The 16291-nt window shown below is 73.9% G+C and carries 14 protein-coding genes and 1 pseudogene; 8 read left to right on the top strand and 7 right to left on the bottom strand.

Annotated features, from left to right (window positions below; genetic code table 11):
• Positions 1–38 precede the first annotated feature (38 nt).
• Entirely contained in the window at positions 39–3743 is a 3705-nt protein-coding gene (locus tag ACOBQU_RS01710) for a tetratricopeptide repeat protein (RefSeq protein ID WP_423623933.1), read from the bottom strand.
• 263 nt (positions 3744–4006) lie between these two features.
• Between ACOBQU_RS01710 and ACOBQU_RS01705 the strand changes: the two genes are divergently transcribed.
• The 4 genes from ACOBQU_RS01705 (at position 4007) to ACOBQU_RS01690 (ending at position 7320) form a co-directional block, all read left to right on the top strand.
• A complete protein-coding gene (locus ACOBQU_RS01705; protein ID WP_423623932.1) occupies positions 4007–4165 on the top strand; it encodes a hypothetical protein in 159 nt (52 codons plus the stop codon).
• Positions 4166–4313: 148 nt separating this feature from the next.
• On the top strand, positions 4314–5594 hold the full coding sequence (locus tag ACOBQU_RS01700) for an APC family permease (protein ID WP_423623930.1): 1281 nt from the start codon (positions 4314–4316) through the stop codon (positions 5592–5594).
• 288 nt (positions 5595–5882) lie between these two features.
• Entirely contained in the window at positions 5883–6284 is a 402-nt protein-coding gene (locus tag ACOBQU_RS01695; RefSeq protein WP_423623928.1) for a fibronectin type III domain-containing protein, read from the top strand.
• A gap of 394 nt (positions 6285–6678) precedes the next feature.
• Positions 6679–7320, top strand: coding sequence for a DUF1707 SHOCT-like domain-containing protein (locus ACOBQU_RS01690; RefSeq protein WP_423623926.1), 642 nt, complete (start codon positions 6679–6681; stop codon positions 7318–7320).
• A 116-nt stretch (positions 7321–7436) separates the two neighbouring features.
• Here ACOBQU_RS01690 and ACOBQU_RS01685 read toward each other — a convergent pair whose 3' ends face one another.
• Positions 7437–7889 (bottom strand): hypothetical protein, encoded by a 453-nt coding sequence (locus tag ACOBQU_RS01685; protein WP_423623925.1) that lies wholly within the window; start codon positions 7887–7889, stop codon positions 7437–7439.
• A gap of 155 nt (positions 7890–8044) precedes the next feature.
• On the opposite strand from ACOBQU_RS01685, the pseudogene ACOBQU_RS01680 reads away from it, so the two are divergent.
• Positions 8045–8504, top strand: a pseudogene (locus tag ACOBQU_RS01680) (IS5 family transposase); the annotation flags it as partial.
• Positions 8505–8513: 9 nt separating this feature from the next.
• Here ACOBQU_RS01680 and ACOBQU_RS01675 read toward each other — a convergent pair.
• Both ACOBQU_RS01675 and ACOBQU_RS01670 read right to left on the bottom strand, forming a co-directional pair.
• Complete coding sequence (locus ACOBQU_RS01675; RefSeq protein ID WP_423623923.1) at positions 8514–9497, bottom strand: CehA/McbA family metallohydrolase; 984 nt, start codon at positions 9495–9497, stop codon at positions 8514–8516.
• Positions 9498–10106: 609 nt separating this feature from the next.
• Positions 10107–10769 carry a hypothetical protein gene (locus ACOBQU_RS01670; protein WP_423623921.1) on the bottom strand — a complete coding sequence of 221 codons (663 nt, stop codon included), beginning with the start codon at positions 10767–10769 and terminating at the stop codon, positions 10107–10109.
• A 445-nt stretch (positions 10770–11214) separates the two neighbouring features.
• Here ACOBQU_RS01670 and ACOBQU_RS01665 point away from each other — a divergent pair, with 445 nt between their 5' ends.
• Positions 11215–11994, top strand: coding sequence for an SDR family oxidoreductase (locus tag ACOBQU_RS01665; protein ID WP_423623919.1), 780 nt, complete (start codon positions 11215–11217; stop codon positions 11992–11994).
• 179 nt (positions 11995–12173) lie between these two features.
• Positions 12174–13388: an isochorismate synthase gene (locus tag ACOBQU_RS01660; RefSeq protein WP_423623917.1), complete on the top strand. Its 1215-nt coding sequence runs from the start codon at positions 12174–12176 to the stop codon at positions 13386–13388.
• Here the strand turns inward: ACOBQU_RS01660 and ACOBQU_RS01655 are convergent.
• Together ACOBQU_RS01655 and ACOBQU_RS01650 are read right to left on the bottom strand one after the other, a co-directional pair.
• On the bottom strand, positions 13367–13696 hold the full coding sequence (locus ACOBQU_RS01655; RefSeq protein ID WP_423623915.1) for a hypothetical protein: 330 nt from the start codon (positions 13694–13696) through the stop codon (positions 13367–13369). The genes ACOBQU_RS01660 and ACOBQU_RS01655 overlap by 22 nt on opposite strands.
• A complete protein-coding gene (locus tag ACOBQU_RS01650) occupies positions 13674–14330 on the bottom strand; it encodes a hypothetical protein (RefSeq protein WP_423623914.1) in 657 nt (218 codons plus the stop codon). The genes ACOBQU_RS01655 and ACOBQU_RS01650 overlap by 23 nt, the downstream gene beginning before the upstream one ends.
• A gap of 246 nt (positions 14331–14576) precedes the next feature.
• On the opposite strand from ACOBQU_RS01650, the gene ACOBQU_RS01645 reads away from it, so the two are divergent.
• Complete coding sequence (locus ACOBQU_RS01645; protein ID WP_423623912.1) at positions 14577–15449, top strand: NAD(P)-dependent oxidoreductase; 873 nt, start codon at positions 14577–14579, stop codon at positions 15447–15449.
• A gap of 82 nt (positions 15450–15531) precedes the next feature.
• Here ACOBQU_RS01645 and ACOBQU_RS01640 read toward each other — a convergent pair whose 3' ends face one another.
• Positions 15532–16089: a hypothetical protein gene (locus tag ACOBQU_RS01640; RefSeq protein ID WP_423623911.1), complete on the bottom strand. Its 558-nt coding sequence runs from the start codon at positions 16087–16089 to the stop codon at positions 15532–15534.
• Between the last annotated feature and the right edge of the window lie 202 nt (positions 16090–16291).

Raw genomic sequence — 16291 nt, 5'->3', positions numbered from 1 at the left:
GCCTTGGCGGGTGACAGTGGCGGGGCAGGGGCGCCGGGCTAGCCGGGCGGGTCGGCCTCCCACGGCGAGGCGATGGCGCCGCCCGGCTCCCAGCCGTACCGCTCCAGGCGGTCGGCGGACTCGGCGCGGCCCGCGCGGCGCATCAGGTCGACGGCGCTGTGCAGGGCGAACACGTTGCCCGCCGCGGCGGCCCGGTGGTACCAGGCGAGGGCCTCGTCGACGCGGCCCGCCTGCGCGAGGACGTCGCTGCCCTGCCGCAGCGCGCTCGTGTCGCCCGCCTCCGCGGCCCGCTCGTACCACTCCAGGGCCTCGTCGACCCGGCCCGCCTCGTGGGACAGCTCCGCCGCCCAGCGCAGCGCGAACGTGTCGTCGGTCTCCGCCACCCTCCGGTACGCCGCGAGTGCCTCCTCGGCCCGGCCCGCCTCCCGGAGCAGGTCCCCGACGAAGGAGAGCACGAAGTCGGCGCCGTCGTCGGCCCGTTGGCGCAGCCACGCGATGGCCTCGTCCACGCGCCCGGCCTCCCGCAGCAGGAACGCCGCCCGCCACAGCGCGTCGACGTCACCGGCCTCCGCGGCGCGCCGGTACCAGGCGATCGCCCGGTCCACCCGGCCCGTCGTGTGCAGTGCGACCGCCGCCTGCCACAGCGCCTCCGCGTCCCCGGCGTCCGCCGCCCGCTCGTACCACTGGAGTGCTTCGTCGGTGCGGCCCGCCTCGCCCAGGAGGGAGGCCGCCTGGCCGAGGGCGCTGGTCTCCCCGGCGTCCGCCGCCCGCGCGTACCAGGTCAGCGCCTCGTCGATGCGGCCCGCCTCCTGCGACAGGAACGCCGCCTGCCACAGCGCGTCCACGTCCCCGGCGTCCGCGGCCCGCGCGAACCACTGCAGGGCCTCGTCCGTGCGGCCCTCCTCCTGGAGCAGGGACGCCGCCTGCGCGGGGGCGTCCGCGTCGCCCTCGGCGGCCCACGTGCCGAGCAGCGTCACCGCCTCCTCGATGCGCCCGGTGCGGCGCAGCAGCTCGACCATCTGCTCCGCCGCGTCGGGCGCCCCGGCCTCGACGCCCCGCCGGTACCAGTGCAGGGCCTCCTCGAACTGCCCGGCGCGGCGCAGCACGTCACCGGCCTGGAGCAGCGCGGAGGTCTGCCCGCTGTCGGCGGCCCTGCGGTAGCAGTCGAGGGCCTCGTCGGTGCGGCCCACCTCTTCGAGGAGCGACGCCGCCTGCCACAGCGCGTCCACGTCGCCCGCCTCGGCCCAGCCGCGCAGCCAGTCGATGGCCTCGTCCGCGCGGCCGCCCTCCAGGAGCAGGTCGGCGGCCCGGCGCCGGGCGCTCGCGTCGCCCGCCTTTGCCCAGTCGCGCAGGGCGTCGAGCGCCTGGCCGGTGTGCCGTAGCTCCACGAGCAGGTCCACCAGGACGCGCCGCGCCGCGGTGTCCCGGCGCGCGCACCAGCGCGTCAGCCAGGCGACCGCCTCGGCGTCCCGGCCCGCCTCCCGCAGCAGGCTCACCGCGCGCAGCAGGGCCGACTCGTGCCCCGCCGCGACGCGCTCGCCCAGCGCGTCCAGCGCCTCGTCGAGCCGGTCGGCCTCCCGCAGCAGCCGCACCCGCAGGTCGAAGGCGAACGCGTCGCCACTCGCGGCCAGGTCGCGCAGCCAGTCCAGCGCCTCCCCGGTGCGCCCGGCGCCTTGGAGCAGCCCCACCGCCTGCTGCACGGCGTAGGTGTCGCCGGTGTCGGCCGCGCGCCTGAACCACAGCAGCGCCTCGTCGTACGCCCCCGACTGGCGCAGGAGTTCCGCGGCGCGGCGCATCGCGTCGATGTCCCCGGCACCGGCCGCACGCCGGTACCAGGTCAGCGCCTCGCGCGCGGCCCCCGCGGTCTGCCGCTCGTAGGCGAGCCGCCGCACCGCGTCGACGTCCCCGGCCTCGGCCCGGTCGCGCAGCCAGGTCAGCGCCTCGTCGTCGCGGCCCGCCTCGCGCAGCAGGTCCACGGTCTGCTTGAGCGCCTCGGCGTCGCCGGTCTCCGCGGCGCGCTGGTACCAGCCGATCGCCGCGTCCGTACGGCCCGTCTCGCGCAGCAGCGCCGTCGTCTGCCGCAGCGCGAACGCGTCGCCCGCCTCCGCGGCCCGCTGGTACCAGCCGATCGCCTCGTCCGTGCGGCCCGCCTCCCGCAGCGCCTTCGCCGCCTGGAGCAGCGCGAACGTGTCGCCGTTGGCCGCGGCCGTCGCGAACGCCCGTACCGCCAGGCGCTTGTAGCCGCGCAACTGGGCCGAGCGGGCGATGTCGACGTGGCTGCCGCTCGCCGCGTGCTCGACGAGCGCGGTCCACAGCGGGGCGGGCGGGCTGGTCGCGCGCCGACTGGTGCGGCCCTCCTGTTCCAGGTAGTCGGCGAGCACGTAGTGCGGCTGCGCCGGATACGGGTCGCCGGGGCGGGGCCGGATGCGGGTGAGCGGGCCACGGGCGCCGTGGCACGGCGACGCCGTGTACGCGAGGGCCTGCTCCAGCCAGTCCTCGCCGAGGGTGTCCCACTGGCCGTCCGTGAGATAGCCCGGCGCGGCCGTCTCCAGCAGGGCGTGCGGCAGGGCCCGGCCGTGGCCGAGGCGCCTCGCGTCCATCGCCGTCTCGATCAGCGCCCGCGCGGCGGGCGGCGCCACCCGGTAGCGGTCGAGCAGGGACGGCGCACCGGCCAGATACTGGGTGATCTGCCCCTGCTCGGCCTGCGCCACGGCCCGCGCGAGCCGGGGGTCGTCGTCGGCCCGGTCCCGCAGCGCCCGCAGCGTCGGCCCCGTGAACGTGTCGGGGACCGGCACGATCGTCCCGGACAGCAGGGCGCTGGCCTGCGGATGCACGTCCGGGGCGCCGCCCGGGGAGGCGCCGGAGAGGGCCGCCCAGTACTCCGGCCACATCGTGCCGAGCACCAGGACGGGCCCCTTGGACGGCTCGGCGAGCAGGTCGCGCAGCCCGGCCGCGACCCGCTCCCCGACCGTGTCGGTGGGCGTGAGCAGGTAGTGCTGCGTCTCGTTGAGCCACACCACCGTGCGGGGCGCCAGCGAGCCGAGCCCGTCGAGGAGCGCCTCCGCCCGCGAGGGGGCGAGCGGATGCCACAGCCGCCAGTCGGACGGCAGCGCCTGCACGGCCTCCCAGCAGGCCCGGGTCTTGCCGGACGAGGACTCGCCGACGAGGACCACCATCGTGCTGATGCCCTCGGTGGCCCGCCGCACCGCCTCGCGCAGCCGGGCGTCGTGCTCCCGCTCGACGTACGCGGGCAGCGGCGGCAGCGGACCGCCGCCCGCCGACGGGCCGACGTCGATGGCCCGGTGCACCTCCAGCGCGAACGGATCGGACAGCTCCCGTATCGGCCGCCCCACGGCGTCGGCGCGCGGCGCGGGCACCACGGGCACCGGGGCGGGCGCTGCCGGGGCCGCCGCCTGGCCGTCCGGCGGCGGCTGCGGGGCCGTGGTGTCCCGCTGGGCGTCCATCAGCGACGACCACCAGCGGGCCTCGGGCCCTGCCACCTCCGCCCAGCGGGCGAGGACCCGGACGACCGCCATCAGCCCGTCCAGGTTGCGCGGCACGTGCCGGTGGTTGAACCAGTCGCTGATCGTCTTGACCGAGACCCCGGACTCCTCGGCCAGCCTGCTCTGTACGAGCCGCAGTTCGCGCTCGGCGAGGCGTGCCTCGGCGCGGCGGCGCAGCCGGTCCAGTTCGTCGAGCACCGCCGACCGGGTCACCCGCTGGTGTCCGGACCCCGCAGCCACGGCACCTCCTTCCACCGGCCGGATGTCCGGCTCTCGCCGCTGCTTCCCGCTCTCCCCGGGCCCCGCTCTTCCCGGGCCCCGCTCTTCCCGCCGGTCGGCCTTCCGGTTCGGAATTCCGAAGGGGCGCGCTGAGGGCAGCGTACGCAGTCGGATTCCGAACCGCTCCGAGATGGCTGGGAGTTGCCGCCGCCGGAACGTTCACTGACCGATACGGAACGAACCTGTGCCGGAAACGGCCCGAGCGGCAGAAGGAAGGCGACGCCATGCACACCCCCGACCCGCGTGGCCGCGGACGACACCCCACCCGCGGTACCGGCCGCCGACTGCGGAGGGCCGCCCTGTTCAGCGCGGTCAGGGGCGCGGCCATGACGGCCGGGTCCACCGCGGTGGCGGCGCTGGTGTGGTGGCTGCGCGGCGGATGACCCACGGGGGCGGCGGCGCCGACCGGCGCGGGCACCTGGGCGGGGCCGCCGGTCGAGTATCGTCCCCCGGCGTCAGAGGTCGAAAGGGAACGTCGGACAACGTCGGAGGTCGTAGTGGACTGCTGCCCTCCCCACGAGGAGTGAGCTGATGAGCGGTACGTCACCGACGGCGGCCGGGGTCCCGGACGAGCTGCGGCGGCGCCTCGGAGTGCCCGACGCGGTGCTGGTCGGCCTGGGGTCGATGATCGGCGCCGGGATCTTCGCCGCGCTCGCCCCGGCCGCCGCCGCGGCGGGCTCCGGGCTGCTGCTCGGCCTGGCGCTGGCCGCCGTGGTCGCCTACTGCAACGCCACCTCCTCCGCGCGGCTCGCCGCCCGCTACCCGGCCTCCGGCGGCACCTACGTCTACGGCCGCGAGCGCCTGGGCGAGTTCTGGGGCCATCTGGCGGGCTGGGCGTTCGTGGTCGGCAAGACGGCCTCCTGCGCCGCGATGGCCCTCACCGTCGGCGCGTACGTGTGGCCCGGGCAGGCGCACGCCGTCGCGGTCGCCGCGGTCGTGCTGCTGACCGGGGTCAACTACCTGGGCGTCCAGAAGTCCGCCCTGCTCACGCGTGCCATCGTCGCGCTCGTCCTGGCCGTGCTCGCGGCCGTGGTGGTCACTGTCCTGCCCTCCGACGCGGCGGACGCCGGGCGCCTGGACATCGGCGCGGACGCCAGCGCCGGTGGGGTGCTCCAGGCGGCCGGGCTGCTGTTCTTCGCTTTCGCCGGGTACGCCCGGATCGCCACCCTCGGCGAGGAGGTCCGCGACCCCGCGCGCACCATCCCCCGTGCCATCCCGCTCGCGCTCGGCATCACCCTGGTCGTCTACGCGCTCGTCGCCGTCACCGTCCTCGCGGCGCTGGGACCCCAGCGCCTGGCGGACGCCACCGCGCCGCTGTCGCAGGCGGCGACGGCCGCGGGCGCGGACTGGCTGGCGCCGGTGGTGCGGGCGGGGGCCGCGACGGCCGCCCTCGGCTCACTGCTCGCGCTGGTCCTCGGGGTGTCCCGGACCACCCTGGCGATGGCCCGCGACCGGCACCTGCCGACCGCGCTCGCCGCCGTCCACCCGAGGTTCAAGGTGCCGCACCGTGCCGAACTGGCCGTGGGCGCCGCCGTCGTGGTGCTCGTCGCGACGGTGGACGTGCGCGGGGCGATCGGCTTCTCCTCCTTCGGCGTGCTCGCCTACTACGCCGTCGCCAACGCCTCTGCCTGGACGCTCACTTCCGCGGAGGGCCGCCCGCCGCGCGCCGTCCCCGTCGTCGGGCTGCTCGGCTGCCTGGCCCTGGCCTTCGCGCTGCCGCTGTCGTCGGTGCTGTCCGGGGCGGCGGTGCTGGCGCTCGGCGCGGGCGTGTTCGCTGTCCGCCGGGTGGTGGGGGAGCAGCGGGGAGCGTAGGGGCGCCCCTCTCCCGCTTCCCGTCGGTGGAGTTGTCGGTATCGGGCCAACTTCCCCTCGGCGGAAGGGCGCTGTCCACTCCGGGGCCGAACATCATCGGGAACTCCTCCCGCCGCCCCGGTGCCGTCTCGCGCGCTGTGCCGCCCCGGAGCGACCGCCTCGTACCGTGAGGAAGTCCTATGAGGGAACAGGTGAGTTGATGTCCACGTGTCCGTTGTTCATGTGACTGATCGTTGGTGGGCGGCGTGAATTCACCTCTCCAGTGATGCTTCTGTGAATAATGTGAGAATGCCGAAGATGAACAAGTGGTGCGTCGCCGCCTCGTCTGTCGTGGCTCTGTCGGCGACCGCCGCTCTCCTCACCGTGTCCCCGGCCATCGCCGCGGAGCAGACCTCCGGGTCGTCCGCGGCCGTCAGCAGCGCCCGTCTGCAGCCTCCGTTCTTCGTGGGCGCCTCGCCCGCCACCCCCACGTCCATCCAGGTCTACTGGAGCCCGGTGAACCAGCCCGGCGTGCACTACGAGGTCCGGCGGGTCCAGCCGACCGTGACGGCGTGGGACCGCGTCGACATCCCCACCTACTCGGCGACGGGCCTCAAGCCCGGCACGCGCTACACGTTCCAGGTCCGCGCCGTGGGCAGTGACGGCTCGGTCAGCGCCCCGGTCGAGGCCAGCGCCACGACCCCCGTCTAACCCTCCCGCTCTCCCGCCAGGGATCGCAGGGCTGGGGCCGGTAGCTCCACGCGTCCGGTGCCCGGCCCGGAGAGATGCCAGGAAGGCGGGTGCGTCGGCCCTCGGGCGCGCACCCGCCCACTGGTCGCCCCGCGCCGCCGCCCGGCCGAGGGGGCGGCCACCGCGGCGGTGACATAGGGGTCCAGCCGCGCCCTCTGCTCCACCTATCCCGAGAACGCCAGGGCGTCGCGTCAGTCTGCGCGCCTCGGCCGTGATGCCGTCGACGGTCGTCCGTGGCGTGTCCGGGACCTAGCCGGGAAGCATGTCGCGATATAACGTTAGTCTTCCGCTGGCGCCGCCGCCCGTGTGGCGCGGAGACGTTCGACGGGACCGGGACGGAAGCATGTCGGGAGAGATGTCAACCACCAGGAAGCACGCCACATCCGGCTCGTCACCGGAGCTGCGCGCCTCCCACGCGGACCGGGACCGGGTGGTGGACGTGCTGAGCACCGCGGCGGGGGACGGCCTGCTGACCGCGGACGAGTTGGACGAGCGTCTGGAAGCGGCCCTGTCGGCGCGGACGTTGAGCGAGCTGACCGCGCTCACCGCCGACCTGCCGCCCGTATCGCCCACGGCCGCCGGGCTCGCGGTCAAGGACACGGTCCGGATCGAGCGTGTGCACAGCGGCCCAGTTGAGCGCGTGGGTCGCTGGGTGGTGCCGCGCAGGCTCGAACTCGCCGTGGCGTTCTGCGATGTGACGCTCGACTTCACCGACGCCGTGATCACGCACGACACGCTGCGGATCCAGGTGGAGATGGCGGGCAAGGCCCTGACGCTGGTCACGAGGCCGGGCATCGTGGTCGACACCGACGGCCTCCAGCTGGTCCACAGCAGGGTCAAGTACCGCCGGGTTCCCGCACATTCGGACGCGCCGGTCACACTGCGGGTGGAGCTGGTCGGCCAGAAGGTCCATGGCCCTGTGGTGGTCCGGCCCCCGCGTCGGACGCTCGGACAGTGGCTGCTGCGCAGGAGCGCGCCCCCCTCCACCGGCGCGTGAACATGTGACAGAGCGGCGGCGAGTGTCACAGCCGCCGGGCCGCCGGGTCGGCGGTCAGTGCAGGGGGCCACGTGACCGCCGCAGCCGTCGTCAACTGGCTTCGAACCTCACCGTGTTCACCAGGCGGGAGGCCGGGACTGGTCGCCGCCCTCGATCTCCTCCGGCCAGTCGATGGGAGCGCAGTCTGTCCTGCTCAAGATGCCGGGGTCGGGTGGAAACTCCTCGTTGTGCGGCCCGTTCCAGTAGGCCCGCCGAGTTCGCGGAAGCGGAATCTCCACCAGTCTGCCGTCGTGGATCATCCACAGTCCGAAGCAGTCGTCCTCCTCGTCGTGGATCAGTACCTGCACGGTCTCCGGTCGGGGCCATGGCAAGGACTCCAGATGCTTCAGCAGCCCGGACCGTGGGCGCATCCGTACAAACTCCGCACCCCAGCCGAACCCCCAGTTCCCACCGGGTCTCATCTCGTAGAAGGTGCCCTGCCACGCACGTGTGGCATCCGGGCGCGTCAGCGGCTCCATGACTTCGTTCGCGCCCTGCGCCAGCACGATGACTTCAGCGATTCTGCTCATACCGGAATACCAGCGCCAACCAACGCCTCACCGCAACCGAGTTCAGCCGCACCATGCTGGTCTGGCTGTGGTGGTCGCGCACCGGCGCCATCGAAGCGGACGTCGGACCTGGACGCCTGTGCTGTGGTCAGGCCACACGTCCAGGCGCTCGAAGAGGGGGTCACGTCGGCCCCTCACCCGTCGACCGCGCCCGTCCCGGCTCCAAGCACCACTTGATCGTCGACCGCCTTGGCACCCCGCTCGCCGTCACCCTCACCGGCGGCAACCGACACGACCGTCACCCAGCCTCTTGCCGCTGCTGGACGAGGTCCCATCGATCGGGGGCGGACGCCCTCGCCGCAAGCCGCGGCGCCTTTACGCCGACCGGGGCTACGACTTCGACACGTACCGCCGCCTGCTGTGGAAGCGCGGCATCAAGCCGCTGATCGCCCGACGCGGCGTCGCCCACGGTTCCGGGCTGGGCAAGGTGCGTTGGGTGGTGGAGCGCGCCTTCGCCTGGCTGCACCAGTTCAAGCGCCTCCGGATCCGCTATGAACGACGCACCGACCTCCATCAGGGCCGCTCGAACTGGCCTGCAGCCTCAGCTGCCTCCGTCGTCTGAGCACCGCACGATGAAGCGATCTGTCACAATAGGAGGATCGGATTGGTGAGTGCGGCGACGGTCCCGTCGGGGTGGCGGACCTCGAGGCGGACGAACGCCGAGTCCTCGGCTGTCGTGTACCACTGCACCAGAGCTGCTCCATCACTCGGAACGGCCGCGCGGTGAGCCTTCCCTCGATCGGTGTGGAAGCTGACGGTCGCTGCTGGCACGCCCTGTATCGCGGCGCGGACCTCGACTTGCCCACCATGAGTTGTGAGCCGCTCTCCCACTGTGGCGATGCGACCCTCCACCTGGGCCGTGAACGACACCTCCACGGCTGCCGACTCGGCGATCCAGCTCCGGCCCGAGCGGATCCCCGCCAGGATCGCCTCCGTACTCAACTCCTCAGCGAAGACCACCGTGTGAGGGATGCCGATCTGCCCCTCCAAGTGCGTGTCGCTGTTGCCCATCGCTGGCCACCACGAACCCGTCTGAATGTCGGCTGCGAGGCTCCGCCCCCATTCGTCCAGGGCAGCCTCGTTGTCAGCCTGCCAGGGCAGGTCCGAAGTCCATGGCCCGTTCCACACCTCCACCACGTCGAAGCCCTGGAAGGAGTACATGAAGCCGCCCGATGGATAGGGCGCATGCGGATGCGCCACCACGCAGAGGCCCCCCACTCGATGGACCTGGTCCAGACACTGATCGATCAGTCCGTCTCTGACCCCATAGTTCCAGGCGACGGCCTGGCCGGGGCTGAGGCCGAGCGCGAGCCAGTGCCCGGTCTTCGTGGTCACTTCCTGGCCGAGAACAATCAGGAAGTCATCAGCGGCCAGATGCCCCCATGCACCGGGGGCCGCAGCGGCTTTGTGCTCTGTCGTCGCGATGAAGTCGAGCCCGGCGGCGCGGGCTCGGAGCACCAGCTCTTCGGGAGCGAGTTCTCCTCCGTCCGAGCGCACGGAGTGGATATGGCTGTCGCCGCGGTACCAGGTTGCCCCGCGTCCGACCGCCCGCACCGGCGGGAAGCTCAAGCTCGACAAGGTTCTTCCCCCTCATAGACCTGTCGAGGCAACGTGCAAGCAGAGCGACCGGTTCCATGGCGTCACCGAGTCCCACTCGCCGAGAAGTCGAGATCACGATCTCATTCGGAAACGATCAGTTACCCTCGGACTTTTCATGTCGCCTCGGTCGTCGATCGCACAGGCGAGAGCGTAATCGTGTGTCACGCTCATCACCCTTGGATCCGGTCCTACAAGGTCCCGTGCCGCGCGAACGTGAGGTCGTGAGGTGACGCAGTTCGGGGACGCGTTGCCGGATCAGCCGGGGCGTACGGCGAACGCGCGTCGACGGGAGGGCTGTGGGTTCACGCGCGGTTGGCCCCGAGGTCCGGCAGGCACGGCGACGCGTCGAAGGCGGGGGGGGCGCGGTCGCTGAGCATGCCGCGGGGCGTGTGCGCCCGGCAGGCCAACTGCCGCCACTTGAAACGGTGGTGCGCGGTACGGCCATCTCGTTCAGCATGCCGGGCGCCCCCCTCCGGGCGGGCCCGGCCCCGGTGTCACGGGTGCTGGACGAAACCCCGCCGCCAGCCAGCGCGACGTTCCGCCCACCAGGGAGCCACCGTCGAGCCCCCCGGGGCCCCTCTACGCGGGTGTGTCCGTCAGATCGGCCACGAATTTGCGCAGGCGCCCGGAGCGTACCGGCGTGACGCCGTGGAGGACCTGCGCGCCGTAGACCAGCAGGACGCCGGGGGCGGCGTCGGTGGTCCAGCGGGTGCGCTGAGCGGCGGTGAGCCAGTTGGCCTCCCGGGAGTGTTCGTGGATGTGCGGCAGCACGCGGGTGAGCGGCGTGCCCGGGGCGAAGCCCTCGGCTTCGCCCGCCGTGTCGCCCGTCCAGAGCGCCGGGCTGCTCGTGGTCTCGACGTAGAACTCGCCGCCCGCGTCCGCCCGTTGCAGGGTCACCGCGAGCCGGGCCACGCGGCGCGGCGCCGTACCGGGGTCGGGGATGCCGTCGACGTGCGTGGCCACCCGCTGCCCTTCGCGCAGCTCGACGTACTTCCAGGCGCTGTCCTGCCGAGCGGAGGGGAACAGCCGCCGGATGGTGGGCAGCGCGCGCTCGACCGCCGCGTGCAGGATCTCCTCGGCGAGGGCGGGCGCCGGGGCGTACACGCCCATCTCCGGGGAGAACTCGGGCGGTGCGGGTTCGGTGTCGACGACCTTGCGGAGCTGGTCGAGGTCCGCGGCGCTGAGGGCATCCTCGACGGAGTGCAGGGCCAGGGTCTCGGACAGTCGGATCAGAGGGGTCACGGGAATCCTCCAGAGCGGTACGAGACACGCCGCGACGACGGCCTCGGAGAAGCGGAGAGGGGGACGGGCCTGGGCGGCGGCGGACCGCCGCACCCGGCGGCACGAAGCGGCGAGCGCACACCCGGCCGGTGGGGGCGGGGCGGCACCGGATCCGTGCGCAGGGGGACCGCTGCCGAGGCTATGACCGCTCGTGCCGCCGTGCGCGCGATGTGGGCCCTTCGGGTGACGTTCGCGCGACGGGAATCATGGGCGCTCCGGTCGGCGGCACGAGCGGGACGGGCCCGAACGGTGGGGACGCCAGGCGGTGACGGCGCGGAACCCGCCCCCGCGCGGGCCGCGCCAGGAGCACCGGCACGACATGCCCGCCCGGGACCCCCGTGGTTGCCTGGTCGGGACGGCGAGACCGGCGTGACCGACGGCGGACCGCCGCGACGGTGGAGGACTCGTGCGGTGGGACGGCATCGACGGCCTGACCGCGGTGGTGACCGGCGCGGCGGGCGGCATCGGATCGGCGGTCGTGACCGCGTTGGCCCGGGCGGGCGTCCACGTGACCGCCGTGGACCGCGCCCCCTTCACCCCGTCACGCGACCACCGCGCGCCCGAACTCCGCCACCTGGTCCGCGAGCGCACCGCCGACGTCGCCGACGAGCGGGCGGCGCGGGCCCTCCTCGACGAGACCGAGCGCGACCTGGGCCCCGTGGGGCTGTGGGTCGGGGCGGCCGGGGTGCTGCGCCACGGCCCCGCGACCGGCTGCTCCGTACAGGACTGGCAGGCGCTGCTGCACACCAACGCCACGGGTGTCTTCGTGTGGGCCCGCGCCGCGGCGGAGTGCATGGCCCGCCACGGCCGCGGCGCGATCGTGACGGTGGCCTCCAACGCGGTGGGCGTCCCCCGGGCGGGGCTGGCCGCCTACGCGGCCTCCAAGGCCGCCGCCAGCGCCTTCACGCTGGGCCTCGGCGTGGAGGTCGCCCGGCACGGGGTGCGCTGCAACGTGGTCTGCCCCGGCTCGACGGACACCCCCATGCTCCAACGGCTCACCGGCGGCGCGGACTTCGCGCCGGTCATCGACGGGGACCCGGCCGCCTTCCGCACCGGCATCCCCCTCGGCCGCGTCGCCGCACCGCGTGACATCGCCGACGCCGTGCTGTTCCTCGCCTCCGACCAAGCCCGCCACATCACCCTCCACAGTCTGTACGTCGACGGGGGCGCCGCCCTCCACGGATGACAGCCACGGACTGGCGGCCCCCGCGCGACCGCCATGGACACCGGCCCCGCGCGGCCGCCACGCCCCCGGCCAGGAGTGACCGCCACGCACCCCGGTCCCGCGCGGCCACCACGTACCCCGACCAGTCGTGACAGCCGCGATTGAGACAGGCGCGGACAACGAGCCAGGAGACACCCACCATGCCCGACCCCTTCGCCTGGTCCCCCGCCAACACCACCCTCCCCGCACCGAGTTGGCTGCTCGCTACCCCTCGCCTCACCCTCACCGCACACGGCGGCACCCCCCTGCCCACCGCGCCCGGCCCCGGACAGTTCGCCCGCCTCGCCCGCACCGCCGCCCGCCACCTGGCCCGGCAGTCACCCGGAACGATCGCCGCCGGACTCATCCCCTTCGACGAGGACACCCCGGCACACCTCTGCCTCACCCGACCCCACCGCGCACCCGGCCGCACCGCCCACCCCGCACCCGTACACCCCGACAGCACCCGACCGTTCCCGGGGCCCGCCCACGCCGAGCCACCCCCGGACGTCTACCTCGCCCACGCCGCTGCCGCCCGCGACGCGACCCTGACCGGGCCCCTCACCAAGGTCGTCCTCGCCCGCACCCTGCGCGTCCCGGTCAGCGCACTGCCCCGCGCCACCGTCCCCGCGCTGCTGGCCCGCCTGGCCGCCCAGGAGCCCGGCGCCCACCTCTTCGCGGCGACCCTGCCCGCACCCCACGACACCGCCGCCCCCTACGTGCTGCTCGGCGCCACCCCCGAGACCCTGCTCGCCCGCCGCGGCCGCCAGTTGACGCTGCGCCCGCTGGCCGGGACCGCGCCGCGCCACCCCGACCCCGCTCGCGACCGGGACCGCGCCCGCTCACTGCTCGCCTCGGCCAAGGACCGCCACGAGCACCAGATCGTCGTCGACGCCCTGCGCGCACGCCTCGCCCCGCTCTGCACCGACCTGGACGTCCCCCGCACACCGAGCCCGCACGCCACCAGCCGCCTGTGGCACCTGAGCACGACCATCCGCGCCCGGCTGCGCCCGCCGCCCCCGGACGCCCTGGCGCTCGCCGCCCTGCTCCACCCCACACCGGCCGTCTGCGGCACCCCCACCGCCGCCGCCCGCGACCTGATCCGCCACCTGGAGCCCGTACCCCGCGGCTACTACACCGGCCTCGTCGGCTGGCAGGACCAGAGCGGCGACGGGCACTGGGTGATCGCCCTGCGCTGCGGCCTCCTCACCGCCGCGCATCTGCGCCTGTACGCGGGCGCGGGCATCGTCCCCGGTTCCGACCCCGCCGCCGAACTCGCCGAGACCCAGGCCAAGTTCACCACCATGCTCGACGCGCTCACCGGCTCCGCCGCCCCCGCGCCACCGACGGCCCGCTACCGCCACCAGAAGCTGTAGGCGCGGCCGAGCGCGTCGATCGCGGACTCGTCGAGTTCGGGGTGCCGGGCGCGGACGGCGTCCTGGTAGGCGCGGGTCGCGGCCTGGAGGTCCTGGGTGGCCCAGTCGGCCTCGAACGCGTTCATCTCGGCGACCACGGCCTCGGCGTACGCGAGGAGGCGCTCGGCCGCACCCGGCTCGAACGCCTCCCGCACGGACTCCGGGCTCAGCCGCGGATGGGACCGCCCCGCGCCCAGCAGATACAGGACGACCGCCTGGCTGCGCCGGTCGTCCGTCACCGGGTCATCACCGGTGTGAGCGCTGTCCACGGCTGTAGAGCGTAGCCTCCGCGCCCGTCCGCGCGTCCACGGAGACCACCTTGGTGACCTTCGCGTTGCGCTTGAGGTTCTCGAACTCCGTGTACCAGATCGCGTTGGGCCGCACGTACGGGCCGAGGATCACATGGACGACGCCGCTCGCCTGCCGGGCGTACTCCTCCGACACCGCCGACCAGGCCACCTCGACCTTCTGCGAGCCGTCCCACGTCGGCATCGTGATGTTCCGGCGCTTCAGGAGCATGCCCAGGGTGACGCCGCGCCGCTCGGTGGCGATCCGCTCCGCGGCGTCCTCGCCGCCCGCGCCGAGACCCGACCAGAAGTACGCGGTGCCGCGCCGGGTGGAGAAGTCCCCGACGACGACCTCGGCGCCGACCTCGCGCAGCGCCGACGCGACCTGCGGCACGGCCGTCCGCGACGGATGGAAGGTGGCGTGCCGCCACTGCTCGTTCCGCGCCTGGTCGCGGTAGACCGCGATGACCGCCGTCCTGCCGCCGTCCCGCGGGGCGACGACCGCCGGTGCGCCCGCCGCGCCGACGGCGACCGCTCCGGCGGGCTGCGCGCCACCGAGCAGCAGGAAGACGGCGGCTGCGACCGCCAGGACCCGCGCCAGCCATGCTCTGACCACGACATCACATCCTTCGGCCGCACCGCGGCCCTCCGAAGGTTTCTCTTCGCGTCCGAGAGGCTACGTGGAGTGATCGGTGGTAGGGGCGGCGACACACGGGTGCCGCACCCGTACGCACCCGCAGGTAACTACGCACTTTTTTGTGCGTACTTGTGAGACGCCGGTGTCGCGCCGAGAGTGATCGCACGGCACATCACACGGCACATCACATGGCATCGCACTGCGCGAGCGGCGACGGGAGTACAGGTGGGCACCACGGCAGTCACGGTCATCGGTCTCGGCGAGATGGGGCGGGCGCTGGCGGACGCGCTGCTGACCGCGGGGCACTCCACGACCGTGTGGAACCGCAGTGCCGCCAAGGCGGACGACCTGGTGGCCCGGGGCGCGGTGCGCGCCGCGACGGTCGAGGAGGCGGTCCTCGCCAGCCCGCTGACGCTCGTCTGCCTGCTGGACTACGACGTGACGACCGCGCTCCTCGAGCCCGCCGCCGGGGCCCTGCGCGGCCGGACCCTGGTCAACCTCACCAACGGCACGCCCACGCAGGCGCGCGAGGCGGAGGCCTGGGCGGTGCAGCGGGGCGCCGCCTATCTGGACGGCGGGATCATGGCGATTCCGTCGACGGTCGCGACGCCGCAGGCGTTCGTCCTCTACAGCGGGCAGAAGGCGCCCTTCGACGCGCACCAGGCGACCCTGGAGGCCCTGGGCGCGGCCAAGTACCTCGGCGCCGACGCGGGCACCGCCGCCCTGTACGACCTGGCCCTGCTCAGCGCGATGCACGTCATGTTCGACGGCTTCTTCCACGCCGTCGCCATGGCCACATCGAACGAGGAGGGCACCGCGACCGGTTTCACGGAACTCCTCGTGCCGTGGCTGACGAACATGACCCAGGTGATGCCCGCCTTCGCCGCCGACGTGGACTCGGGCGGGGAACCGGCGCTCACACAGGGGCTCGACGTGGTGCTGGCCGGTGTGCGCAACATGGCGCGGGCGTCCCGGGACGCGGGCGTGCGCGCCGACTACTTCGAGCAGTCGGTGGCCGATCTGGAGAAGCAGGTGGCCGAGGGGGCGACCGTGTACACCGGTCCCGACGTGGTGCGGCGCCTGAGGACGTCCGGCTGAGCGGCGCCTGCCCGGCCGCGCGCCCCGCGCAAGGAGGGAGCGCCTGCCTCGCGGAGTGCGGGGCAGGCGCCGAAGGCAGGGGTCAGAGGAAGGCGACCGAGGAGGCCCGGTCGTTCATCGCGTCCCCGACGTACGAGGTGGACTGCTGGTACTCCTGGTGGAAGCCGCCCGTGGAGGGCGAGTCCCACAGCTCCAGCCAGCAGGACACCGTGGTGAGCGAACTGACGGCGTTGTTCATGCCGCCGGTGATGTCGGCCTGGTAGTCGCGGCCGTTGCCGCTCTGGCAGCCGCTGCCGGCGCTGTAGGTGACGGATGTGCCGCCGTAGTTCGAGTGCTGGTACACGATGCCGAGCTGGACGTCCTGCGCGCCTCTGGTGCGGGAGGAGTCCCTTAATCGCTCGATCAGCGTCGGGTTGATGTCCTTGGCGGACAACGGGGCGTCGGTGACGCGGCCGTTGGTCGTCGCGGCGATGGCCTGGCGGAACGTGGCGAAGCACTGGGACGTGCCGGTCTCGACGTTCACCACGCAGTTGTCGGCGGGCCGGGGCCCGGCCTGGGCGGCGTGCGCGGTGGCGGTTCCGGTGGTGGCCGCCAGCAGGGCGGTGGTACACGCGAGGGCGATGCGCGAGGTGCGTGACATGCGTGACAACACGGATGACTCCCATCGTGTGAAGTGCGGGTGTTTGAGACGTGCGTTGCTCACGTTCTCTCCTCCGGCACGAATGTCCGGAGGGCCGTACGGGCGCTCTGTGGCCGTTGACGGCCCGCGCCCCGCCCGGTGAGGGCTGCTCGTCCATTGCGACACAGAGGCGGGCGGACGGATGCGTCCATTCCCGTACGAA

Source organism: Streptomyces sp. G45, assembly GCF_049542095.1.
In the GTDB taxonomy this organism is placed as follows: Bacteria; Actinomycetota; Actinomycetes; order Streptomycetales; family Streptomycetaceae; genus Streptomyces.
Note: the sequence above shows the minus strand (reverse complement) of the source record. Positions and strands in the feature narration are given on the sequence as shown.